The sequence below is a fragment of the Variovorax sp. GW821-FHT09B01 genome (genome assembly GCF_059418345.1).
Genome location: NZ_JBWKPQ010000003.1, coordinates 619489 through 641950 on the forward strand (window position 1 = coordinate 619489; position 22462 = coordinate 641950).

Annotated in this window: 18 protein-coding genes and 1 riboswitch; of the genes, 15 read left to right on the plus strand and 3 right to left on the minus strand. The window is 71.5% G+C overall.

Going from position 1 to position 22462, the window contains the following annotated elements; all coding sequences use genetic code 11:
* Positions 1–37: 37 nt before the first annotated feature.
* Positions 38–946, minus strand: a complete 909-nt coding sequence (locus AC07RV_RS14365; RefSeq protein WP_296777558.1) for a LysR family transcriptional regulator — start codon at positions 944–946, stop codon at positions 38–40.
* Between the two features lie 147 nt (positions 947–1093).
* Between AC07RV_RS14365 and AC07RV_RS14370 the strand changes: the two genes are divergently transcribed.
* The 5 genes from AC07RV_RS14370 to AC07RV_RS14390 are packed head-to-tail and all read left to right on the plus strand — an operon-like array spanning position 1094 to position 6142.
* A complete protein-coding gene (locus AC07RV_RS14370) occupies positions 1094–2098 on the plus strand; it encodes a tripartite tricarboxylate transporter substrate binding protein (RefSeq protein ID WP_296777562.1) in 1005 nt (334 codons plus the stop codon).
* Positions 2099–2117: 19 nt separating this feature from the next.
* Positions 2118–3005: an HTD2 family dehydratase gene (locus AC07RV_RS14375; RefSeq protein ID WP_296777566.1), complete on the plus strand. Its 888-nt coding sequence runs from the start codon at positions 2118–2120 to the stop codon at positions 3003–3005.
* 28 nt (positions 3006–3033) lie between these two features.
* Complete coding sequence (locus tag AC07RV_RS14380; RefSeq protein ID WP_296777569.1) at positions 3034–4215, plus strand: CaiB/BaiF CoA transferase family protein; 1182 nt, start codon at positions 3034–3036, stop codon at positions 4213–4215.
* Positions 4212–5066 carry an HpcH/HpaI aldolase/citrate lyase family protein gene (locus tag AC07RV_RS14385; protein ID WP_296777572.1) on the plus strand — a complete coding sequence of 285 codons (855 nt, stop codon included), beginning with the start codon at positions 4212–4214 and terminating at the stop codon, positions 5064–5066. The genes AC07RV_RS14380 and AC07RV_RS14385 overlap by 4 nt, the downstream gene beginning before the upstream one ends.
* 59 nt (positions 5067–5125) lie before the next feature.
* Positions 5126–6142, plus strand: coding sequence for a tripartite tricarboxylate transporter substrate-binding protein (locus AC07RV_RS14390; protein ID WP_296777575.1), 1017 nt, complete (start codon positions 5126–5128; stop codon positions 6140–6142).
* A 13-nt stretch (positions 6143–6155) separates the two neighbouring features.
* Here the strand turns inward: AC07RV_RS14390 and AC07RV_RS14395 are convergent, their stop codons facing one another.
* Positions 6156–6689: a CinA family protein gene (locus AC07RV_RS14395; RefSeq protein WP_296777578.1), complete on the minus strand. Its 534-nt coding sequence runs from the start codon at positions 6687–6689 to the stop codon at positions 6156–6158.
* Between the two features lie 206 nt (positions 6690–6895).
* On the opposite strand from AC07RV_RS14395, the gene phbB reads away from it, so the two are divergent.
* Both phbB and AC07RV_RS14405 read left to right on the plus strand, forming a co-directional pair.
* The gene (phbB, locus tag AC07RV_RS14400) at positions 6896–7633 is read left to right on the plus strand and encodes an acetoacetyl-CoA reductase (protein WP_093342858.1); all 738 of its coding nucleotides are present in this window, start codon (positions 6896–6898) and stop codon (positions 7631–7633) included.
* A gap of 276 nt (positions 7634–7909) precedes the next feature.
* Positions 7910–9652 (plus strand): cation:proton antiporter domain-containing protein, encoded by a 1743-nt coding sequence (locus AC07RV_RS14405; protein ID WP_296777580.1) that lies wholly within the window; start codon positions 7910–7912, stop codon positions 9650–9652.
* An 11-nt stretch (positions 9653–9663) separates the two neighbouring features.
* Here AC07RV_RS14405 and AC07RV_RS14410 read toward each other — a convergent pair whose 3' ends face one another.
* Positions 9664–10068 carry a hypothetical protein gene (locus AC07RV_RS14410; protein WP_296777583.1) on the minus strand — a complete coding sequence of 135 codons (405 nt, stop codon included), beginning with the start codon at positions 10066–10068 and terminating at the stop codon, positions 9664–9666.
* Between the two features lie 254 nt (positions 10069–10322).
* Between AC07RV_RS14410 and AC07RV_RS14415 the strand changes: the two genes are divergently transcribed.
* From AC07RV_RS14415 to AC07RV_RS14450, 8 genes are all read left to right on the plus strand, one after another.
* Positions 10323–10619 carry a hypothetical protein gene (locus AC07RV_RS14415; RefSeq protein WP_281078545.1) on the plus strand — a complete coding sequence of 99 codons (297 nt, stop codon included), beginning with the start codon at positions 10323–10325 and terminating at the stop codon, positions 10617–10619.
* A gap of 46 nt (positions 10620–10665) precedes the next feature.
* Positions 10666–10944: riboswitch (cobalamin riboswitch) on the plus strand.
* A gap of 141 nt (positions 10945–11085) precedes the next feature.
* Positions 11086–13281 carry a TonB-dependent receptor gene (locus AC07RV_RS14420; RefSeq protein ID WP_296777589.1) on the plus strand — a complete coding sequence of 732 codons (2196 nt, stop codon included), beginning with the start codon at positions 11086–11088 and terminating at the stop codon, positions 13279–13281.
* Between the two features lies 1 nt (position 13282).
* Positions 13283–14851, plus strand: a complete 1569-nt coding sequence (locus AC07RV_RS14425) for a PepSY domain-containing protein (RefSeq protein WP_296777592.1) — start codon at positions 13283–13285, stop codon at positions 14849–14851.
* Positions 14852–14921: 70 nt separating this feature from the next.
* The gene (locus AC07RV_RS14430; RefSeq protein ID WP_093342851.1) at positions 14922–15599 is read left to right on the plus strand and encodes an energy-coupling factor ABC transporter permease; all 678 of its coding nucleotides are present in this window, start codon (positions 14922–14924) and stop codon (positions 15597–15599) included.
* Between the two features lie 11 nt (positions 15600–15610).
* Positions 15611–16672 (plus strand): cobalamin biosynthesis protein CobW, encoded by a 1062-nt coding sequence (gene cobW, locus AC07RV_RS14435; protein WP_296777596.1) that lies wholly within the window; start codon positions 15611–15613, stop codon positions 16670–16672.
* Positions 16673–16674: 2 nt separating this feature from the next.
* On the plus strand, positions 16675–20487 hold the full coding sequence (gene cobN / locus AC07RV_RS14440) for a cobaltochelatase subunit CobN (protein ID WP_296777599.1): 3813 nt from the start codon (positions 16675–16677) through the stop codon (positions 20485–20487).
* Entirely contained in the window at positions 20484–21572 is a 1089-nt protein-coding gene (locus AC07RV_RS14445) for a magnesium chelatase ATPase subunit I (RefSeq protein ID WP_296777603.1), read from the plus strand. The genes cobN and AC07RV_RS14445 overlap by 4 nt, the downstream gene beginning before the upstream one ends.
* Positions 21573–21784: 212 nt before the next feature.
* Positions 21785–22243 carry a vWA domain-containing protein gene (locus tag AC07RV_RS14450; RefSeq protein WP_472922541.1) on the plus strand — a complete coding sequence of 153 codons (459 nt, stop codon included), beginning with the start codon at positions 21785–21787 and terminating at the stop codon, positions 22241–22243.
* Positions 22244–22462: the final 219 nt, after the last annotated feature.

Genomic DNA, 22462 nt, shown 5'->3' on the forward strand with positions numbered 1-22462 from the left:
CGCGCGCAAGTAGGCGCAGTCCCACGGAAAAGCGCTCTCAGGCGCCGGCCGCATCGGCCGCGTAATTGCGGCACAGCGTGTCGACCAGCGCCTGCGCATACACCGGCAGCGCCGCGCGTTCGCGCACCAGCAGGTAACGCTCGCGCACGCACCAGGCATCGCTGAGTTCGATCAGCGCGAGCTTCATGCCCTCCTGGTTGCGGCGCGCGGCCGACTCGGGCACGACGCCGATGCCCACGCCGCTGCCGATCATCCGGCACATGGCGTCGAAGCTGCCGAGCTGGATCCGCAGCTTCTGGCGCTTGCCGATGCGGTCGGTGACCTGCCCCAGGAAAGCCTGCAGCGTGCTGCCCTGCTGCATGCCGATGGCGTCCTCGTCGAGCGTGTCGGCGAAGGCGATGGTGCGCAGGTGCGCGAAGCAGTGCTGGCGCGAGGTCACGAGCACCAGCCGGTCGGTGCTGAAGTGGATCGATTCCAGGCCCAGGGTGTCGACGCTGCCCGCGACGATGCCGATGTCGGCGCGTCCGTCGCGCACGCCGCGCGGGATCTGAGCGTTCGGTTTTTCCTGAAGGTCGACGTTGATGCGCGGATTGGCGGCGAGGAAGGCCGGCAGGATCTCGGGCAGGAAGTCGGTCACGGCCGTGGTGTTGGCGAACACGCGCAGGTGGCCGCGCAAGCCGCCGCCGTATTCGAGCAGGTCGGAGCGCAACTGGTCGGTCTGGTTCAGCAGCAGCCGCGCGTGGTGCAGGAAGGCCTCGCCCGGCGGCAGCAGGCGCACGCCGCGGGCCTCGCGCTGCAGGAGTTGCAGGCCGGCCTGGTTCTCGAGCGCCTTGATGCGCGCGCTGGCCGCGGCCAGCGACAGGTGCTGCCGGTCGGCCGCGCGCGTGAGGCTGCCGAGCTCGGCTGTGGCCACGAACAGGCGCAGGTCGGTGAGGTCGAAGAGCATGGCCCGATGGTAGCCGTCGGCCGCGAGGCTTCGGCCAGACCGAAGGCTGGGTTCCGAAATCGGAGATTGCGCCAGGGCGCGGGCCCGGCGCACCATGCCGCCATGGCCGGGGAGCACCGCGGCCTTCACGACATACCGGAGACAGGCATGGCTTCTCGCGCAACGGCGCTTTCTTCTTCTCTTTTCTCGTGGTTCGCCGCGGCATCGATCGCCGTGCTGTCGGCGGGTGCCTCGGCGCAGCCAGCGGCCAGCACCTATCCCACGCGCCCCGTCACCCTGATCGTGCCGCAGGCCGCGGGCGGCACCAACGACATCGTCGGCCGGCTCGTGGGCCAGAAGCTCGGCGAACTGCTGGGCGTCGGCGTGGTGGTCGACAACCGCCCCGGCGCGGGCGGCAACATCGGCACCCAGCTCGCGGCCAAGGCACCGAAGGACGGCCAGACCCTGCTGATGACCATCAGCAGCAGCCAGGCGATCAATCCCGCGCTCTACCGCAACCCGGGCTTCGATCCCGAGAAGGACTTCAAGCCCGTGGGCCTGATCGGCGCCGTGCCCAACGTGCTGCTGGTCAACCCCGGCTTCCCCGCCAAGACCCTGCCCGAGCTGCTGGCGCTCGCGCGGCAGAAGGGCGCGCACTACCAGTACGCCTCGGCCGGCAACGGCACGCTCAACCACCTGCTCGGCGAGATGCTCAACAGCATGGCCGGCCTCTCGCTCGAGCACGTGCCCTACAAGGGCGTGGCGCCGGCCATCAACGACGTGCTCGGTGGCCAGCTGCCGATCGTGTTCGCGAGCCTGCCCTCGGCGCTGCCGCACATCAAGGCCGGCAAGCTGCGCGCGCTGGCCGTCAGCGGCGCGAAGCGTTCGCCGGCGCTGCCCGACGTGCCCGCCATCGCCGAGGCGGTGCCGGGCTACGACGGCACGCTGTGGATCGGCCTGTTCGCGCCCGCCGGCGTGCCGGGCGAGGTGCTCGCGAAGCTGCAGGACACCATGCACAAGGCGCTGGCCGCGAAGGATCTGCGCGAGAAGCTCGAGCAGCAGGGCGTGGAGGTCGCGCCGCCGACCTCGCCCGAGCAGTTCGCGGCGCTGCTGCACGACGACCTCGGCAAGTGGGCGCGCATCGTCAAGCAATCGGGCGCCTCGGTCGATTGACCCGGATTCAGGAGAACGGATGACCCCACACGACACCCCCGCCATCGACGCCGCCGCGCTCGCCGGCCTGCAGGCCTGGCAGGGCCGAAGCGAAAGCCTGCACGACCAGATCGTCGCGAGCCCGGTGCGCGCGCTCTCGGCCACGCTCGACCGCGACGATCCCGCGCCGACCGCCGGCACGCCCCTGCCCGCGCTGTGGCACTGGCTCTATTTCCTGCCGCACCACCGCCAGTCCGAGATCGGTCCCGACGGCCATGCCAAGCGCGGCGGCTTCCTGCCGCCGGTGCCGCTGCCGCGCCGCATGTGGGCCGGCGGCCGGCTGCGCTGGGAGGCCGGCAATGCCCTGGTGGTCGGAGATGCGGTGGAGCGGCGCTCGACCATCGTCTCGGTCGAGCACAAGACCGGCCGCAGCGGCGAGCTGGTGTTCGTGCTGGTGCGCCACGAGGTGCACAACGCGCGCGGCCTCGCGCTGACCGAGGAGCACGACATCGTCTACCGCGCCGCGCCGCAACCCGGCGAGGCCGCGCCGGCGCCCAAGGCCGCGCCGAAGGACGCCGCCTTCAGCCGCGACATCGTGCCCGACGACGTGCTGCTGTTCCGCTACTCGGCGCTCACCTTCAACGGCCACCGCATCCACTACGACCGGCGCTACGTCACCGAGGTCGAGGGCTATCCGGGCCTGATCGTGCACGGCCCGCTGATCGCGACCCTGCTGGTCGACCTGCTGCGCCGGCACACGGGCGACGCGCCGCTCGCGCGCTTCGAGTTCCGCGCCGTGCGACCCACCTTCGACATCGCGCCGTTCCGCGTGCATGGCAAGCCCGGCGCCGACGGCGGGAGCTTCGCGCTCTGGGGCGAGGACGCCGAGGGCTGGCTCACGATGCAGGCCACCGCGGTGCTGGCCTGAGCTTCTTCTTTTCTCGGGAAATCAAGCAATGACAAGACCCCTCGACGGGATCACGGTGGTGTCGCTCGAACATGCGATCGCGGCGCCTTTCTGCACCCGCCAGCTCGCCGACCTCGGCGCGCGCGTCATCAAGGTGGAGCGCCCGGGCACGGGCGACTTCGCGCGCGCCTACGACCAGCGCGTGGCCGGCGAGGCCTCGCACTTCGTCTGGGTCAACCGCTCGAAGGAAAGCATCTCGCTCGACCTCAAGCAGCCCGCCGCGCTCGAGGTGCTGCAGGAGTTGGTGGCCGGCGCCGACGTGCTGGTGCAGAACCTCGCGCCGGGCGCCGCGGCACGCATGGGGCTGGGCGCGCAGGCGCTGCAGGCCAAGTACCCGCGGCTCGTTGTCTGCGACATCTCTGGCTATGGCGAGGATGGCCCGTACCGCGACAAGAAGGCCTACGACCTGCTGATCCAGAGCGAGGCCGGCTTCCTCTCGGTCACCGGTACGCCCGAGGACCCCTGCAAGTCGGGCAACTCGATCGCCGACATCGCCGCGGGCATGTATGCCTACACCGGCATCCTGGCCGCGCTGCTCCAGCGCGGCAAGACCGGCAAGGGCTCGCACATCGACGTCTCGATGCTCGAGTCGCTGGCCGAGTGGATGGGCTTCCCGATGTACTACGCCTACCAGGGCGCGACGCCGCCGCCGCGCAGCGCCGCCTCGCACGCCACCATCTATCCCTATGGCCCGTTCCCCGCGGGCGATGGCGGCACGGTGATGCTGGGGCTGCAGAACGAGCGCGAGTGGAAGCTGTTCTGCGAGAAGGTGCTGCTGCAGCCCGCGCTGGCCACCGACGCGCGCTTCGACAGCAATGCGCGCCGCAACGAGCACCGCGAGGAACTGCGCGCCATCATCGTCGGCCTGTTCGGCGTGCTGAGCACCGCCCAGGTGCTCGAGCGCCTCGACGCCGCCCAGATCGCCAACGCGCGCATGAACGACATGGCCGGGCTCTGGGCGCATCCGCAGCTGCAGGCGCGCGAGCGCTGGCGCCAGGTGGACTCGCCGGCCGGGCCCATTCCCGCGCTGCTGCCGGCCGGGCGCCAGAGCGCCTTCGACTACCGCATGGACGCCATCCCCGCCGTGGGCGAGCACACCGACGCGATCCTGCGCGCGCTGGGCCGCAGCGAGGAACAGATCGCGGCGCTGCGCGAGGCCAGGGCCGTATGAGCGCCCAGGCCCTGGGGCTCGCGCGCACCTTCCTGTTCGTGCCGGCCGACCGGCCCGAGCGCCATGCGCGCGCGCTGGCCAGCGGCGCCGGCGCGGCCATCGTCGACCTCGAGGACGCGGTCGCACCCGAGCGCAAGGCCGCCGCGCGCGAGGCCTTGCCCGAGGTCTTCGCCGCGCTGCCCGCGGCCGACCGCGCGCGCCTGCTGCTGCGCATCAACCCGCCCGGCACGCCCTGGCATGCCGACGACCTCGCACTGGTCGCGCGGCTCGCCGCGGCGCGCGCCATCGCGGGCGTGGTGCTGCCCAAGGCCGAGAGCGCCGACCAGTTGGCACGATTGGCCGAGGCCGCCGGCCCCGAAGCCGTGCTGGTGCCGCTGATCGAATCGGCCGCGGGCCTCGCGGCGCTCGATGCGATCGCCGCCGCGCCCCAGGTGCTGCGGCTGGCCTTCGGGCACCTCGATTTCCAGGCCGACCTCGGCATGGCCTGCGACGCGCAGGAGGCCGAACTGGTGCCGGTGCGGCTCGCGCTGGTGCTGGCCTCGCGCCGCGCCGACCTGGCCGCGCCCATCGACGGCATCGCGACCGACTGGCGCGATACCGAGCGGCTTACGGCCGAGGCGGTGCGCGCGCGGCGCGGCGGCTTCGGCGCCAAGCTCTGCATCCATCCCGCGCAGGTCGCTGCGGTGCATGCGGCGCTCGGGCCCGGCGCCGAGGAACTGGACTGGGCGCGGCGCGTGGTCGAGGCCGTGGCGCAGGCCGGCGGCGGGGTCGTGAACCTCGACGGCCGCATGGTCGACGCGCCGGTGGTCAGGCTCGCGCAGCGCCTGCTCGCGCTCGATGCGCAGGCCTGAGCCTTCCCAGGACATTCATTCGTTCATCAACCCAAGGCAAGAAGAAGGAGACAAGAGACATGAATGCATCGAACCCCGCGCGCCAGCGCCGCCCCCTGCGCCTCGCCGCGGCCGCCGCTTTGGCCATCGGCCTCGCGGTCGCGCCCTGGAGCGCCTCGGCCCAGGGCGCCTGGCCCGACAAGCCGATCGTGATGGTGGTGCCGTACTCGGCCGGCGGCCCGACCGACGTGGTGGCGCGCATGCTCGCGGTGCCCATGGGCAAGTCGCTGGGCCAGACGGTGGTGGTCGAGAACACGGTGGGCGCGGGCGGCACCATCGCGCCGACGCGCGTGGCCAAGGCCGCGCCCAACGGCAACACCATCCTGATCCACCACATGGGCATGGCGACCGCACCCGCGCTCTACAAGAAGCTCAACTACGACCCGCTCAAGGACTTCGAGTACATCGGCCAGGTGATGGACGTGCCGATGACCCTGCTGTCGCGCAAGGACTTCCCGGCCAACAACTTCCAGGAGCTGCTGACCTACGTGAAGGCCAACCGCGACAAGGTCTCGCTCGCCAATGCCGGCGTCGGCGCGGTCTCGCAGCTGTGCGGCATGCTGTTCGCGCACCAGATCGGCGTGCAGCTCACGACCGTGCCCTACAAGGGCGCCGGCCCCGCGCTCAACGACCTGATGGGCGGGCAGGTCGACCTGCTGTGCGACCAGACCACGCAGACCGCGCCGGTGATCAAGGACGGCACGCGCGTGAAGGTGTTCGGCGTGACCACGCCCAAGCGGCTGTCGAGCATGCCCAACCTGCCCACGCTCGACGAGCAGGGCCTCAAGGGCTTCGACGTGAAGGTCTGGCACGGCATCTACGCACCCAAGGGCACGCCGCCGGCGGTGCTCGAGAAGCTCAACGTCGCGCTGCGCGCGGCCCTGCAGGACGACATGGTGAAGCAGCGGCTGGCCGAGCTGAGCTCGGAGATCGTGCCGCTCGACAAGCAGACGCCCGAGGGGCTGCGCACCCATCTGGTGGCCGAGATCGACAAGTGGGGCAAGGTGATCAAGGCGGCCGGCGTGCAGGCCGACTAAGGCATGAGGTAGGTCAGCCCGCGCGCAGCACCTGCTCGAACAGCGCGAGCAGGTGGCGCGCGAACAGGTCCATGTTCGCGGGCCGGTCGTTGCCGCCGGTCTCGATGGTGCGGCTCCGGGACACCGAGTCCGGCCCGCCGACCACCGCGAGGCACACCCGCCCGGGCGGATCGCCATAGGGGCTGCCCGAGGGACCGGCCGCGCCGCTCTCGGCGATGCCCCAGCCCGAATGGTGGTTGTCGCGCACGCGCTGCGCCACCAGCAAGGCATAGGGCTCGGTCTCGCCGCGCAGTCCGGTCATGTCTTCGGCCGTGAGCCCGAGCAGCGCGCGGCCCGCGCGCCGCGAATAGACCACCGCGCCGCCACGGAAGTAGGCCGAGGCACCGGGGATCGCGAGCAGCGAGGCCGACACCAGGCCACCGGCCGAGGACTCGACCACGGCCACCGTCTGGCCGCGCTCGCGCAGCAGCGCGCCGACACGCGCGGCGAGCACCGCGAGCGGCTCAGGGTTTGCCGCCTCGGGACTTACGCTGAGATCGCCATTCATACTTTGGAACTCCTTCGAAACGAAGCGAACGCAAGAGCGTATCTGCCCGCGTGGAGAATGGATGGAACGCCGTACCGCGAATACATCGTGACACCCGATAAACCCAGCGGGTCAGTGTTTTTCCCGAGACGGAGGGTGGTCCGAAACTCGCTAGAGTGAAGGCGGCCGTTCAAAGGCTTTCGACAAGTACACACAAGGAATTTCTCATGAGCAAGAAAGTTGCATATGTCACTGGAGGCATGGGTGGCATCGGAACAGCCATCTGCCAGCGTCTCCACAAGGACGGCTTCCGCGTCGTCGCCGGTTGCGGTCCCACCCGCGACTATTCGAAGTGGCTGGCCGAACAGAAAGCCCTGGGCTTCGAGTTTCACGCCTCGGTCGGCAATGTCGGCGACTGGCAATCCACGGTCGAGGCCTTCTCGGCCGCGAAGGCGGCGCACGGCGCCATCGATGTGCTGGTCAACAACGCCGGCATCACGCGCGACCGCATGTTCCTCAAGATGACGCCCGAGGACTGGAGCGCGGTCATCGAGACCAATCTCAACAGCATGTTCAACGTCACCAAGCAGGTGGTGGGAGACATGGTCGAAAAGGGCTGGGGCCGCATCATCAACATCAGCTCGGTCAACGGCGCCAAGGGCCAGGCGGGCCAGACCAATTACTCGGCGGCCAAGGCCGGCATGCACGGTTTCACGATGGCGCTGGCCCAGGAGCTCGCGGGCAAGGGCGTGACGGTCAACACCGTGAGCCCCGGCTACATCGGCACCGACATGGTGAAGGCCATCCGCCAGGAAGTGCTCGACAAGATCGTCGCCACGATCCCGGTCAAGCGCTTGGGCGAACCGAGCGAGATCGCTTCCATCATCGCGTGGCTCGCCACCGACGAGGGCGGCTACTCGACCGGTGCCGACTTCTCGGTCAACGGCGGCCTGCACATGCACTGAGCGAGCTTCGCTCAAATAAGAAACCCGCTTCGGCGGGTTTTTTCATGCCTGCCCGAAGCATCCCGCCACCACCATCAACCCGCAGCGCCTCCCGTGCACAGGGCACCGGGTACTCCCCGCAGCGAAATCAAGGAGGAGCCCGAAGGGCGGGGGACATTCGCGGAGGGGAGTACCCGGTGTCCTGTGCACGCGCCCCGAACAAACAAACCCCGAGAAATGCAACCGCCTTGCATACGTGTAATGAACGATCCCCCCACGTTCCTGCAAAATCGGCCGATGCCCCACAGCGTCTCACTCATCAACACGATCGCCGCCGGCCTCGGCCTGGCCCTGGTGTTCGGCTTTCTCGCCGCGCGCCTTCGCCTGCCGGCGCTGGTCGGCTACCTGCTGGCCGGCGTCATCATCGGTCCCTTCACGCCCGGTTTCGTGGCCGATGCCGGCATCGCCGCGCAGCTGGCCGAGATCGGCGTGATGCTGCTGATGTTCGGCGTGGGGTTGCATTTCTCGCTCGACGACCTGCTGGCCGTGCGCAAGATCGCGCTGCCCGGCGCGCTGGCGCAGATCACCGTGGCCACGCTGCTCGGTGGCGGGCTCGCGCTGTGGTGGGGCTGGAACCTGGGCGCGGCGCTGGTGTTCGGGCTGGCGCTGTCGGTCGCGAGCACCGTCGTGCTGCTGCGCGCGCTCGAGAGCCTGGGCATCCTCGATTCCTTCACCGGCCGCGTCGCCGTCGGCTGGCTGGTGGTCGAAGACCTCGCCATGGTGCTGGTGCTCGTGCTGCTGCCCCCGCTCGCCGAAACCCTTGGCGGCCGCGCCGCCGGCACCGATGCCTCGCCGCTGTGGCAGACCCTGGGCCTCACGCTGCTGCAGGTCGGCGGCTTCGTCGCCCTGATGCTGATCGTCGGGCGCCGCGTGTTCCCGTGGATCCTCTGGCAGGTCGCGCGCACCGGCTCGCGCGAGCTGTTCACCCTGTGCGTGGTGGCCGCCGCCGTCAGCATCGCCTTCGCTTCGGCCGCGCTGTTCGGCGTCTCCTTCGCGCTCGGCGCCTTCTTCGCCGGCATGGTGATGCGCGAGTCGCAATTCAGCCACCGCGCCGCCCAGGAATCGCTGCCGCTGCGCGACGCCTTCGCCGTGCTGTTCTTCGTCTCGGTCGGCATGCTGTTCGATCCCTCGGTGCTGATCGAGCGTCCGCTGCAGGTGCTGGCCGTGGTGCTGGTCATCGTGCTGGGCAAGTCGCTCGCGGCCTCCGCGCTGGTGCTGGTGCTGCGCTACCCGCTGGCCACCGCGCTCACCGTCAGCGCCAGCCTGGCGCAGATCGGCGAGTTCTCGTTCATCCTCGTGGGCCTGGGCGTCTCGCTCGGGCTGATGCCCGCCGAGGGCCAGAGCCTGATCCTGGCCGGCGCGCTGATCTCCATCGCCACCAACCCGCTGTGGTTCAGCCTGATCGCGCCGCTGCAGAAATGGCTGCATGCCCATTCCTCGTTCGCGCGCCGCCTCGAGGCGCGCGACGATCCGCTGGCCGAGCTGCCGATGACCACCGAGGCGCGCTACCTCTCGCGCCAGGTGGTGCTGGTCGGCTATGGCCGGGTCGGGCGCCGCATCGCGGCCGAGCTCAAGGCGCACGACATCCCCTACGTGGTGGCCGAGCAGAACCGCGAGCTGGTCGAGAAGCTGCGCGAGGAGGGCGGTGCCGCCGTCTATGGCGACGCGGCCGATCCCGCCGTGCTGATCCAGGCCCACATCGCGCGCGCCCGCGTGCTGGTGGTGGCCACGCCGGCCGCGCTCAACGTGCGGCAGATGATCGAGACCGCGCGCACCCTCAACCCCAGCATCGAGACCGTCATCCGCAGCCACAACGAAGCGGAAGCCGATCTGCTCACGCGCGAGGTCTCGGCCACCGTGTTCCTCGGCGAGCACGAACTGGCCCAGGCGATGGCGCGCGACGTGGTGCGCCGCGCCGTGGCACCGCCCGCGCCCCATGGCGCGAACGGCGCGCCCACCGTGCCGGGCGCGCCGGCCTGAACGTGCGCTAGTTAGAGGTCCTCGATCACCAGCATCCGATAGCGCTGGGCGATCGAGTACGGCACCGTGCGCACCACCTCCATCATGCGTTCGGCATCGTCCTGTTCCTCGGTGCGCACCAGCAGCGCCGTGTGGCCTTCGCGCGCCAGCTTGGTGTAGGCGCGCACCGTCGCGCCCTCGGTGCCCGCGGAGGGCAGGGGATTGTCCGCATCGGCCACCGTGGGCGTGATCTCGGCCAGCACCGTCCGGGGCGGCAGCAGGAAGATGTCGTCCGCGCTCACGCCGTTGTCGACGAGCTGGCGGCCGATGCGCTCGGCGTCCTCGGCGCTCGCGAACATCACCACCGAGTAACCGGTGGGATAGAACGCGCCGCCGATGGTCGCTCGCATCGAGGGATCCAGGGTGAATCGCTTCATGGGGCCTCCTGTCGTCTGGGCTTGCGGCGTGCCGCGGGTGTTTGATCCATGGGCAAAACTTAGGTCGCGCACCAACGCCCGCCTGTAGGAGAAGCCCGGAAGCTGGGAACGGTCGGGGCCACCGCCTGCCGCAGGAAGCACACAGGGTTTTCGCCGGCGGTGAACGTGATGAAGTGCCCGCGCGTTGTGACAGGGCGTGTCTACGATCCCGGCGCTGCGCCGCTTTCGCCAACGCCCACCTTCCAGAGCCTCGCGTGAACACCATCCCCGCCACCTTGTCGCCGTCGCCCCGCAACCTCGCGCTGACCGTCCACGAGCTGGAGCCCGGCGAGTTCTACTGGGTGCTGATGGAGGCGGTCGACGATGCCGCGGGCGAGGGCGCGGTGCATTCCTACCTGCCGCTCGAGGCGGCCATCGAGCCGCATTCCAGCTATTCCAATGCGCTGGTGGCCGGCGTCAGCGTGCTGCGCCGGCTGTTCGGCACCGAAGGCCCGGGCCGGCCGCAGGACACCCGCACGCCGGACGTCCCCGGCGGCACCCGCTCCCTATAATCCCCGCCGTTCGGTGCAGTCTTTCTTCTAAAAGCAAAGACCGCACCGGCACCACGGTTCGAAGGTGCCCCGCCAGCCATGCATGCCATGGCCACGGGGTTAAACGGGAAGCAGGTGCGACGCGTCGTCCGGACGCCTCCATTCCTGCGCTGCCCCCGCAACGGTCAGCGGATCTGGAAGTCCTCACGCCATGCCCCCAGGGCATCGGCAGCCACTGCGCCCCCAAGGCGTGGGAAGGCGAGGGCTTCCGCAACGGCGCTGCAGTTTCGACTGCGCGCCGCTGCACTCCGCGAGCCCGGATACCGGCCTTCGTCACCGCCTCGGACGCTGCGGGAGTGCGTGTCCGGGCCGCCGGCCGGCGAAGCGCTTGCTTTTCCCGCCGCCGGTCCCGGCCATCGATCGACTTCCCGCCGTGTCCACGTTCGGTCAGAGAACCTGCGGGGACGCGGGTCGGAGGAGAAGTCACATGGATCACGCATCGCCGTCGGGCGATCGCACGGGCGCGGCCGGCCGCCGCCCGCACCGCCACCGGGGTCGCCCCGCCGCCCGCCGCCTCGGCGGCGTTTCCGCCGCCATCGGCCTGGCCTTCGGTGCCGGCAGCAGCTTCGCGCAGCAGGCCGCCCCCAGCCTGCCGCCGGTGCAGGTCGAGGCCGGTGCCCAGGCCGCGCTGTCGCTCGCCGAGCCCACGCAGACCGGCAGCCGCCTCGGCCTCACGCCGCTCGAGACGCCCGCCAGCATCGAGGTGCTGACCGGCGAGACCATCCGCGCGCGCGGCGACGTCTCCGTCATCGAGGCCGCCACCCGCGCCACCGGCATCACGGGTTCGCCCGCGCCGGGCAACGGCAGCACCTCGATGGCCGCGCGCGGCTTCTCGGGCCATGGCTCGGTGATGCAGCTGTTCGACGGCACGCGGCTGTTCGCGGGCGCGGGCACCGTCACCTTCCCGTTCGACACCTGGTCGGTCGACCGCATCGAGGTGCTGCGCGGCGCGGCCTCGGTCATGTACGGCGAAGGCGCGATCGGCGGCGCGATCAACGTGGTGCCCAAGAAGCCCACGCGTGGACCGGTCCGCAATGAGGCTTTGCTGAGCTACGGCTCCGACGCCACGCGCCAGGCCGCCTTCGGCAGCGGCGGCGCGATCAACGACAAGCTTTCGTACCGCTTCGACATCAGCCACCGCGCCACCCACGGCTTCATGGCGCGTGGCGAGGGCGAGAGCCTGGCCGTCGGTGGCGCGCTGCGGCTGGACGTCTCGCCCGAGCTGCAGTTCACCCTGTCGCACGACGAGGGCCGCCAGTCGCCGCAGCGCTACCAGGGCGTGCCGCTGATCGACGGGCGCCTCGACAGCCGGACCCTGCGCCAGAACTACAACGTCGACGACGCCGAGCTCAAGTACGACGACAAGTGGACCCGCCTCGACGCGCTCTGGACGCCCAGCGATGCCGTCACCGTGCACAACCAGCTCTACCGGCTCGCGAGCCAGCGCCACTGGCGCAACAGCGAGACCTATACCTTCAATGCCGCCACGCGCCGCGTGACGCGCGGCGACTACCTCGAGATCGGCCACGACCAGGAGCAGGTCGGCAACCGCACCGACGCCACCTTCCGGCACGAACTGTTCGGCATGAAGAACCAGGTGCTGGTGGGCTTCGACGTGAACCGCATCGACTTCCTGAACTCGAGCGACTCGCCCTACGGCGGTCGCTCGGTGGTCGACCCCTTCGTCTTCCTGCCCGGCTACTACCAGTCGCCGTCGCCCTACCTGCCGCGCTACCGGACCCGCACCAGCACCTATGCCGTGTTCGCCGAGGACAAGCTGGCCTTCAATGAGCGCTGGTCGCTGGTCACCAGCCTGCGCTGGGACCATGCCAAGGTGGCTCGCACCGACCTGGCCAACGCGGCCAACAGCCTCACGAAGACCTTCGAGTACGCCACCGGCCGCATCGGCGCGGTGTATGCGCCCGATGCCTCGCAGTCCTTCTATGCGCAGCTGGCGCATGCGGCCGATCCGCTGACCTCGCTGATCAGCACCTCGACCACGCAGGCACCGTTCGACCTCAGCACCGGCAACCAGGTCGAGGTCGGCTACAAGCGCCAGCTGGCCGACAACCGCGGCGCCTGGACCGTGGCCGCCTACCGCATCGAAAAGAAGAAGCTGCTGTCGCGCGACCAGAACAACCCCACCGTCTCGCAGCAGGTCGGCAAGCAGTCGTCCGAGGGCATCGAGGCCACGCTCGACCTCGCGCTGACCCCGACGCTGCGGCTCGAGGCCAATGCGGCCAAGCTGCGCGCGCGCTACGACGACTTCAACGAGGTCGTGAGCGGCCGGCTGGTCTCGCGCGCCGGCAACACGCCGTTCGGCGTGCCCGAGGAAGCGGCCAACGTGTTCCTGCACTGGCATTTCCTGCCGCAGTGGGAGGCCGAGTTCGGTGTGCGCTATGTCGGCTCGCGCCAGGTCGACGCGGCCAACTCGCGCAAGATCGGCTCCTACACCGTGGCCGACGCCTCGGTGAGCTGGCAGGCCAACAAGTCGCTCAAGCTCGCGCTGCGCGGCTACAACCTCGGCGACCGCCGCTATCCGCTGTCGTTCTCGAACAGCGGCAACCAGTGGCTGCTGGGCCGTCCGCGCTCCTTCGAGCTGTCGGCGCTGGTGAACTTCTGAGATGACGCACGCCGCGCGCCGCGCCCGCGCCGATCGCACCGCCTGGCAGCGCGCGTGGCCGCTCGTGCGCCACTGGCTCTACTGGACCCACCGCTGGCTCGGCATCGGCGGCTGCCTGCTGTTCGTCATGTGGTTCGTCTCGGGCGTGGTGATGATGTACGTGGGCTATCCCGCGCTTACCGAGGCCGAGCGGCTCGCGGGGCTGCGCGCGCTCGATGTCGGGCAGGCCCGGGTCTCGCCCGTGGCCGCGCTCGAGGCCCTGCCCGAAGCAGCGCGCCAGCAGCCGCCGCGCCGCGTCGCGCTCGAGATGCAGGGCGGCGCGCAGCCGCAGCCGGTGTGGCGCATCGTCGATGCGCGCGGCGGCAGCCATGCGGTGTCGGCGCGCGATGGCCGGCTGCTGGCCGGCACCGACGCCGCGCAGGCCGAGGCCGTGGCGCGCGACTTCTCGGGCCAGCCCGGCGCGCGCTGGGCCGAGACGCTCGAGCGCGACCAGTGGACCGTGCCGCAGGGCCTCAACCCGCTGCGTCCGCTGCACCGCATCGAACTCAACGACGCGGCGGGCACCGAGCTCTACGTGTCGGCGCGCACCGGCGAGGTGGTGCGCGACACCACGCGCTCCGAGCGCTTCTGGAACTGGCTCGGCTCGGTGCCGCACTGGATCTACTTCACGCCGCTGCGCGCCGATCCGCCGCTGTGGCACGACGTGGTGGTGTGGCTCTCGGCCGCCTGCATCGTCTCGGCCGTGACCGGCATCGTGATCGGCATCCTGCGCCTCCGGCTGCGCCGGCGCTTTCGCAACGGTTCCGTCACGCCCTACACCGGCTGGATGGCCTGGCACCACATCACGGGGCTGGTCGGCGGCTTCTTCGTGCTGACCTGGATCGTGAGCGGCTGGCTCTCGATGAACCCGAACCGCTGGTTCGAGCGCAACCCGGTCGACGCGGCCGCGATGGCGCGCTACACCGGCGGCGAGATATCGACCTTTCCGTGGCCGCCCGCCACGCTGCCGGCGGGCGAGGGCGACGCGGCACCGCGCGAGGCGCTGCTGCAATGGTTCGACGGCCGGCCGCTGCTGCAGCTGCGCGATGCGCAGGCACGCGTGCGCGTGGTCGATGCCGCGAGCGGCGCGCCGGCCTCGATCGCGCGCGAGGACATCGTGCGCGCGGCCGCCCGGCTGCGCCCCGGCGCCACGGTGAGCGAGGCCGTGCTGCAGACCGCCTACGACTTCCACTGGTACGGCCACCACCGCGAGCGCGTGCTGCCGGTCTGGCGCCTCGCGTTCGACGACCCCGCGCGCACCCGGCTCTACATCGACCCGGCCAACGGCCAACTGGCCGGCAGCAGCGACCGCAACGCGCGGCTGCGGCGCTGGCTGTTCAATGCGGCCCACAGCCTCGACTTCCCCTGGCTGATCCAGTACCGGCCGGCCTGGGACCTGGTGGTGTGGCTGCTGTCGACCGTCGGCGCCGTGGCCTCGGCCAGCGGCGTGGTGATCGGCTGGCGCCGGCTGCGGCCGCGCTCGCGTTCTCCCACCGTGACGGGCGCGCGGCGCCTGCCCCAGCGTTCATGAAGCGGGCTCGCCATCGCGGGTCCATGATCCAATCCACTTTCGCACTGCGGTGCCATTCAGGAGCTGTCCCATGCACATCGAACCCGGTCTCGTCGACGGATCCAAGATCTTTCTCAGCTATGCCACCGGCGCCGCGGCGCTCGCCTACACCGGCAAGGTGGCTTTCGACACCCTGCTGAAGGACGGCCTGGCCGCCCTGGCGCTGCGCTCGGCGATCGCCGTGGCGCTGGTGTTCTGCTTCTTCGAAGTGCTGCCGCACCACCCGGTGGGTGTGTCGGAAGTGCACCTGATCCTCGGCACCACCTTGCTGCTGGTGTTCGGGCTCGCGCCCGCGTCCATCGGCCTGGCGGGCGGGCTGCTGGTGCAGAGCCTGTTCTTCGAGCCGCAGGACCTGCCGCAGTACGGCATGAACGTCACGACCCTGCTGGTGCCGCTGTTCGCCACGGCCGTGCTCGCGCGCCGCATCATTCCCGAGAAACTGGCCTATGTGGACATCGGCTACCGCGAGGCCTTCAAGCTGTCGGTGGCCTACCAGGGCGGCATCGTGGTGTGGGTCGGCTTCTGGGCGCTCTACGGCCGCGGCACCGGGCTCGCGAACCTCGGCGAGATCGCCAGCTTCGGCGCGGCCTACATGACGGTGGTGCTGGTCGAGCCGCTGGTCGACCTCGGCGTGCTCGCCGGTGCCAAGGCCTGGCGCCGGCTGCAGGGCTCGGCCTTCGTCGAACGTCGCCTCTACACCGGCGCCTGAAAGAAATCTCCATGACCACCAGCAACGCAAAAATCCCCGTCACCATCGTCACGGGCTTCCTCGGCAGCGGCAAGACCACCTTGATGCGCCACATCCTCGGCAATGCCGAGGGCCGCCGCATCGCGGTGATCGTCAACGAGTTCGGCGAGCTCGGCATCGACGGCGAGATCCTGCGCGGTTGCGGCATCGGCTGCGACGACGAGGGCAACGAGCGCGAGGGCGCGCTCTACGAACTCGCCAACGGCTGCGTCTGCTGCACCGTGCAGGAGGAATTCCTGCCCGTGATGCTGCAGCTCGCCGAGCGCCGCGACCAGCTCGATGCCGTGCTGATCGAGACCTCGGGCCTGGCGCTGCCCAAGCCGCTGGTGCAGGCCTTCCAGTGGCCCGACATCGCCAACGTCTTCACCGTCGACTCGGTCGTGACCGTGGTCGACGGCCCGGCCGCCGCGGCGGGCCAGTTCGCCGAGAACCCGGTGGCGGTCGACGCGCAGCGCCGCGCCGACCCCAACCTCGACCACGAGTCGCCGCTGCACGAGCTGTTCGAGGACCAGCTCTCGGCCGCCGACCTGGTGGTGCTCAACAAGGCCGACCTGCTCGACGAGGCCGCGCGCGCGCGCGTCGAGGCGCTGGTGCGCGAGGAGCTGCCGCCCGAGGTCAAGATCGTGACGGCCACCGAGGGCAAGCTGCCGCTCGCGCTGCTGCTGGGCCAGGGCCGCGCGGCCGAGACCACCATCCACCTGCGCGAGAGCCACCACGACCACGAGGAAGACCACGATCACGACGAGTTCGACTCGCTGGTGATCGACCTGCCCGCGATGGACCGCGAGCGGCTGCTGGCCGCGCTGGCCGCGCTGGTCGAGCGCCACACCATCTACCGCGTCAAGGGCTTCGTCGCCGTGCCTGGCAAGCCGATGCGCCTGCTGGTGCAGGGCGTGGGCCGGCGCTTCGACCACCACTTCGATCGCCGCTGGCGCGACGGCGAGGCGCCGCGCACGCAGCTGGTCTTCATCGGCGAGGACCTGGACGAGGCCGCGCTGCGCGAGGTGCTCGAGGGCGCGGCGCTGCCGGCCTGACGATGCACCTGCTGAGCACCCAGCCCGGACGCTTCGTCGAGGACGACCCGGGCGTCGTCACCCGGCTCGACCAGACGCCGGGCGAGATCGTGGTGCTCAGTTCGGCCGATACCACGCTGGCCCTGCTGTCGGCCGCGCGCGGCGCGCTCGCGGCCAGCGATCCCGGCTATCCCTCGCTGCGGTTGGCCAACCTCATGTACCTGCGCCAGCCGGCCTCGTTCGACCTCTATGCCGACGAGGTGCTGCGGCATGCGCGCGTGGTGGTGGTCGACCATCTCGGCGCGGCCTCGGCCTGGCCCTATGGCCTGCAGCAGCTCGAGAAGCTCGCGCGCCGGCACGGCCAGCAGCTCGCCATCTTCTCGGGCGATCTGCAGGAGGACGAGGACCTGCTCGCGCGCAGCACCGCGCCGCGCGCCGTCTGCCACCGGCTGTGGCAGTACCTGCGCGCGGGCGGCCCGGCCAATGCGCTGCAGTTCCTGCGCGCGGTGGCCTTCCATGGCCTGCGCCATGGCGACGAGCCGCTGCCGCCACGCAGCCTGCCGCAGGTGGCGTTGCACGTGCCGGGCCTGCCCGCCACCTCGGCCGTGCCCGGCATCGACGACCTGCGCGCGCGCTGGCGGCCCGGCGCGCCGGTGGTGGCGCTGGTGTTCTACCGCTCGCACCTGCTGTCGGGCAACACGGCCGCCTTCGACGCGCTGGCCGAGGCGCTGCAGGCCGAGGGCCTGAACCCGCTGCCGCTGGCGCTCGATTCGCTCAAGGACCCGCTGTGCCTGTCGGCGCTGCGCGAGCTCTGCGCCACGCACGCGGTGCAGCTGGTGCTCAACACCACCGCCTTCGCGGCGCTGGGGCATGACGGCGACGAGGGCGGCGAACCGGCGCTGGCCGGCGATGCGCCCGTGCTGCAGGTGATCGTGAGCGGCGGCAACCGCGAGGACTGGCTGGCCGACAGCCAGGGCCTGCGGCCGCGCGACATCGCGATGCAGGTCGCGCTGCCCGAGATGGACGGCCGCATCGTGACGCGCGCCGTGAGCTTCAAGGGCCTGCTGCATCGCTGCGAGCTGACGCAGACCGAGGTGGTCGGCTACCGCGCCGAGCCCGACCGCATCGCCTTCGTGGCCGAGCTCGCGCGCCGCTGGTGCCGCCTGCGCAGCCTGCCGGCGGCCGACAAGCGGCTCGCGCTGGTGCTCGCCAACTACCCGGGCAGCGAGGGCCGCATCGGCAGCGGCGTGGGGCTCGACACGCCGGCCTCGGTGATCGCGATCCTCGGAACGCTGCGCGCCGAGGGCTATGCGCTCGGCGATCCGAAGGCGCTGCCGGCCGATGGCGACAGCCTGATGCAGACCTTGCAGCAGGGCATCGCCAACGACCCGCGCGAATGGCCCGCGCGGCCCGCCTGGCAGAGCTACGCGCTGGCCGACTACCGCGCGCGCCTGGCCGCGCTGCCCGAAGGCATGGCCGCGGCCATCGACGAACGCTGGGGCCCGCCCGAGCAGGACCCGATGCTGCGCCAGGGCCGCTTCATGATCGCGGGCCTGCGGCTGGGCCAGGTCTTCGTCGGCATCCAGCCCGCGCGCGCGCTGAACCTCTCGGGCTCGCAGGACTATGCGAGCTACCACGACGCCGAGGCCGTGCCGCCGCACGGCTACCTGGCCTTCTACTTCTGGCTGCGCGACGTGTTCGGCATCGACGCGGTGGTGCACGTGGGCAAGCACGGCAACCTCGAATGGCTGCCGGGCAAGAGCATCGCGCTGACGCAGGCCTGCTGGCCCGACGCGGTGCTCGGGCCGCTGCCCAACGTCTATCCCTTCATCGTCAACGACCCGGGCGAGGGCGCGCAGGCCAAACGCCGCACCCAGGCCGTGATCGTCGACCACCTGATGCCGCCGCTCACGCGCGCCGAGAACCACGGCCCGATGCAGGACCTCGAGCGCCAGGTCGACGAGTACTACGACGCGCTGCTGGTCGATGCGCGCCGCGCACGCGTGCTGCGCGCGCAGATCCTCGCGGCCGTGCGCGCCCAGCATCTGGTCGACGAGCTCGACGCGGCGGGCGCGGCGGACGATGCCGTGCTCGCGCGCGTCGACGCCTACCTCTGCGAGCTCAAGGAAACCCAGATCCGCGACGGCCTGCATGTGTTCGGTGCCTCGCCCGAGGGCCGGCTGCGGCGCGACACGCTGCTGGCGCTGGCGCGCTATCCGGCGGGCGACGGCAGCGGTGCCGATGCGGGGTTGCTGGGTGCGCTGTCGCACGACCTGCTGCCCGGCGAGCATTTCGATCCGCTCGACATCGAGCCCGCGACGCCCTGGCAGGGCGCGCGGCCCGCGCTGCTGCAAGCGGTGAGCGACGACCCCTGGCGCCACCAGGGCGACACGCGCGAGCGCCTCGAGCTGCTGGCCACGCGGCTCATCGAAGAGGGCGAATGCCCGGCCGACATGCCGCGCACCGCCGCCGTGCTGGGGCGCATCGCCCAGCGCCTCGCGCCCGCGCTCGATGCATGCGGCGCGCAGGAGCTGCTGCAGCTGTCGCGCGCGCTGCGGGGCCGCTTCGTGCCGCCCGGGCCCAGCGGCTCGCCCTCGCGCGGTCGGCCCGACGTGCTGCCGACCGGGCGCAACTTCTACGCGGTCGACACGCGCGCCATTCCCACCCCCACCGCCTGGATGCTGGGCCTCAAGTCGGCCGCCCAGCTGGTCGAGCGCCACCTGCAGGAGCATGGCGACTATCCCGCGGGCATCGGCCTGTCGGTCTGGGGCACGGCCACCATGCGCACCGGCGGCGACGACCTCGCGCAGGCCTTCGCGCTGATCGGCGTGCGGCCGAAGTGGGCCGCGGGCAGTCAGCGCGTGGTCGACTTCGAGGTGCTGCCCACGGTCGGCCTCGGGCGTCCGCGCATCGACGTCACGCTGCGCATCTCGGGCTTCTTCCGCGACGCCTTTCCGGCCGCGGTGCAGATGTTCGACGCGGCCGTGCAGGCCGTGGCCGCGCAGGAGGACGAGGATGCCGAGCGCAACCCGATCCGCGCGCGCATCCTGCGCGAAGCCGCCGCGCTCGAGGCCGGGGGCCTGCCGGCCGAGGCCGCGCGCACCCAGGCCGGCTGGCGCGTGTTCGGCTCGGCGCCCGGTCACTATGGCTCGGGCCTGCAGCCGCTGTTCGACAGCGGCGACTGGCAGAGCGACGACGACCTCGCCGGCGCCTATGTCGGCGGCAGCGCCCATGCCTACGGGCAGGACAGCGACGGCGTGCCCGCCACCGAGGCGCTGGTGCGGCGCCTGCGCGCGACCGACGTGGTGCTGCAGAACCAGGACAGCCGCGAGCACGACCTGCTCGACTCCAACGACTACTACCAGTTCCAGGGCGGCATGGCCGCCGCCGTGCGCCACCTGAGCGGCAGCCAGCCGGCCATGTACCACGGCGACCATGGCAATCCGCAGGCACCGCGCGTGCGCACGCTCAAGGAGGAGATCGGCCGCGTGGTGCGCGCGCGCGTGGTCAATCCCAAGTGGATCGCGGGCGCGCGCCGCCATGGCTACAAGGGCGCCTTCGAGATGGCCGCCACGGTCGACTACCTGTTCGGCTTCGACGCCACCGCGCGCGTGGTCGGCGACCACCAGTACGCGATGGTGGCCGACGCCTACGTGCTCGACGCCGACAACCGCGATTTCGTCGACACGCACAATCCACGCGCGTTGCACGACATGCTGAGCCGCCTGCTCGAGGCCATGCAGCGTGGCCTCTGGCAGTCGCCCGGCGACTACCGCGAACGCATCGAGAACCTGCTGCTCGCGCACGAGCAGCGGATGGAAGGACACACGCGATGACCACACAGGCCGCGCCGCTGCCGGCGTCGTTCCCCTTTTCCGCCATCGCCGGCCAGCCGCTGCTGCGCGAGGCGCTGCTGCTCGCCGCGGCCGATCCCGCGCTCGGCGGCGTGCTGATCGAGGGCCCGCGCGGCACCGCCAAGACCACGGCCGCGCGCGCGCTGGCCGAGTTGCTGCCCGGTGCCCCCTTCGTCACCCTGCCGCTGGGCGCCAGCCTCGAGCACCTGGTCGGCACGCTCGACCTCGGCCAGGCGCTGGCCGGCCATGCGCTGAAGTTCGCGCCGGGGCTGCTCGCGCGCGCCCATGGCGGCGTGCTCTACGTCGACGAGATCAACCTGCTGCCCGATGCATTGATCGATTCACTGCTCGATGCGGCCGCCAGCGGCGTCAACGTGGTCGAGCGCGACGGCATCTCGCACCGCCATGCCGCGCGCTTCGTGCTCGTGGGCACCATGAACCCGGAGGAGGGCAGCCTGCGCCCGCAGCTGCTCGATCGCTTCGGCCTCTGCGTGCAGCTGCGCAACCTCGAGGACCGGACCGAGCGCCAGGCCGTGGTGCGCGCGCGGCTGGCCTTCGACAGCGATCCCGAGGGCTTTCGCGCGCGGCATGCGGCGGCCGAGGCCGAGCTCGCCGCGTCGCTGCGGCGCGCCCGTGCGACGCTGGCCGATGCCATCGCGCTGCCGTATGGCGATGCGGTGCATGAAGCCGTGGGCGCGCTGTGCATCGCCGCGCAGGTCGATGGCTTGCGCGCCGACCTCGTGATGCTGCGCGCGGCGCGCGCGCTGGCCGCGCTCGAAGGGGCGGAGGCGATCGGCGAGCAGCATGTGCGGCGCGTGGCCGAGGCCGTGCTGCTGCACCGGCGCAAGCCGGGCGCGGAGGCGCCGCCGCCCGCGCAGTCGTCGAGCGCGCCACCGCCCCCGGCCGCCGAGGGCGAGAGCGCCATCGATGACGGTGCCCATTCCGGTGACGGCGGCGACGGCGGCGACGGCGACTGGGGCGCGCTGCCCCCCGAGCCCGTCGGCGTCGCCCGCGTCAAGCCGCTGCGCCCGCTGATCCCGGCCGCCTCGCTCGCAAAAAAAGCCTGAGCCTCCGGAACACCGCACCCGCTGGCGCGCGCCAGGGTGACCGGAGGCAGACGTCATCGGGACCGGGCCGCGAAGCCTGGCATGGCATCGCAGCCGCCGACGCGGCGCTCGACTGGCCGCGCACGCTCGCCGCGCGCGGTGCCGGCCCGCTGCGCCGCGAGCACCTGCGCCGCCGCCCGCGCGAGACGCGCGAGGGCGCGCTGCACTGCTTCCTGCTCGATGCCTCGGCCTCGATGCGCAACGACGGCAGCCTCGCGCGCGCCAAGGGCCTGCTGCTCGCGCTGATGGACGAGGCCTACCGCCGGCGCGACCATGTCGCGCTGCTGTGCTTCGCGGGCTCGGTGGTCGAGCTGCGGCTGCCGCCGCGCCGCGCCAGTGCCTGGAACGACGACTGGATCGCGCCCATCGGCGCCGGCGGCGGCACCCCATTGGCGCTGGGCGTGCGGCGCGCCGACGAACTGCTCGAGCGCCATGCCGATCGTCGGCGCTGGCTCTGGCTGCTGACCGATGGCCGCAGCGCCGAATCGCCCGCGCGGCCCGGGTCGGCCGACGTGGCCTGCGTGGTCGGCTTCGAGACCGCGCGCGTGCCGCTGCATCGCGCGCAGTCGCTGGCCGCGGCGTGGGACGCGCGCTACCTCGACGCGGCCGCGTTTGACCCGCGGCAGGCCTAGCGGCTAGGATGCCGGCCATGTCCACCCGTCCGTTCCTCCACATCGCCGGCACCTGCTGTCGCGCTTTGCCATGGGGAGATGGCGGCGAGGGCCTGTTAACACTATTCAAGGGGTCGCGAAGCTCGCCAGAGCCCGCCCATCAAGGCGCGCGACGACGCGTGTGCGTCCGCACACGCCTGTCTCTTCTCCCCATCCGACGCTGCCGACGACACCATCAAC

Coding starts and splice junctions, on each gene's coding strand:
- AC07RV_RS14425 (WP_296777592.1), top strand. CDS start 13,283: ATGACGCACGCCGCGCGCCGCGCCCGCGCCGATCGCACCGCCTGGCAG.
- AC07RV_RS14390 (WP_296777575.1), top strand. CDS start 5,126: ATGAATGCATCGAACCCCGCGCGCCAGCGCCGCCCCCTGCGCCTCGCC.
- AC07RV_RS14405 (WP_296777580.1), top strand. CDS start 7,910: ATGCCCCACAGCGTCTCACTCATCAACACGATCGCCGCCGGCCTCGGC.
- AC07RV_RS14365 (WP_296777558.1), bottom strand. CDS start 946: ATGCTCTTCGACCTCACCGACCTGCGCCTGTTCGTGGCCACAGCCGAG.
- phbB (WP_093342858.1), top strand. CDS start 6,896: ATGAGCAAGAAAGTTGCATATGTCACTGGAGGCATGGGTGGCATCGGA.
- cobW (WP_296777596.1), top strand. CDS start 15,611: ATGACCACCAGCAACGCAAAAATCCCCGTCACCATCGTCACGGGCTTC.
- AC07RV_RS14370 (WP_296777562.1), top strand. CDS start 1,094: ATGGCTTCTCGCGCAACGGCGCTTTCTTCTTCTCTTTTCTCGTGGTTC.
- AC07RV_RS14445 (WP_296777603.1), top strand. CDS start 20,484: ATGACCACACAGGCCGCGCCGCTGCCGGCGTCGTTCCCCTTTTCCGCC.
- AC07RV_RS14410 (WP_296777583.1), bottom strand. CDS start 10,068: ATGAAGCGATTCACCCTGGATCCCTCGATGCGAGCGACCATCGGCGGC.
- AC07RV_RS14420 (WP_296777589.1), top strand. CDS start 11,086: ATGGATCACGCATCGCCGTCGGGCGATCGCACGGGCGCGGCCGGCCGC.
- AC07RV_RS14375 (WP_296777566.1), top strand. CDS start 2,118: ATGACCCCACACGACACCCCCGCCATCGACGCCGCCGCGCTCGCCGGC.
- AC07RV_RS14395 (WP_296777578.1), bottom strand. CDS start 6,689: ATGAATGGCGATCTCAGCGTAAGTCCCGAGGCGGCAAACCCTGAGCCG.
- AC07RV_RS14385 (WP_296777572.1), top strand. CDS start 4,212: ATGAGCGCCCAGGCCCTGGGGCTCGCGCGCACCTTCCTGTTCGTGCCG.
- cobN (WP_296777599.1), top strand. CDS start 16,675: ATGCACCTGCTGAGCACCCAGCCCGGACGCTTCGTCGAGGACGACCCG.
- AC07RV_RS14430 (WP_093342851.1), top strand. CDS start 14,922: ATGCACATCGAACCCGGTCTCGTCGACGGATCCAAGATCTTTCTCAGC.
- AC07RV_RS14380 (WP_296777569.1), top strand. CDS start 3,034: ATGACAAGACCCCTCGACGGGATCACGGTGGTGTCGCTCGAACATGCG.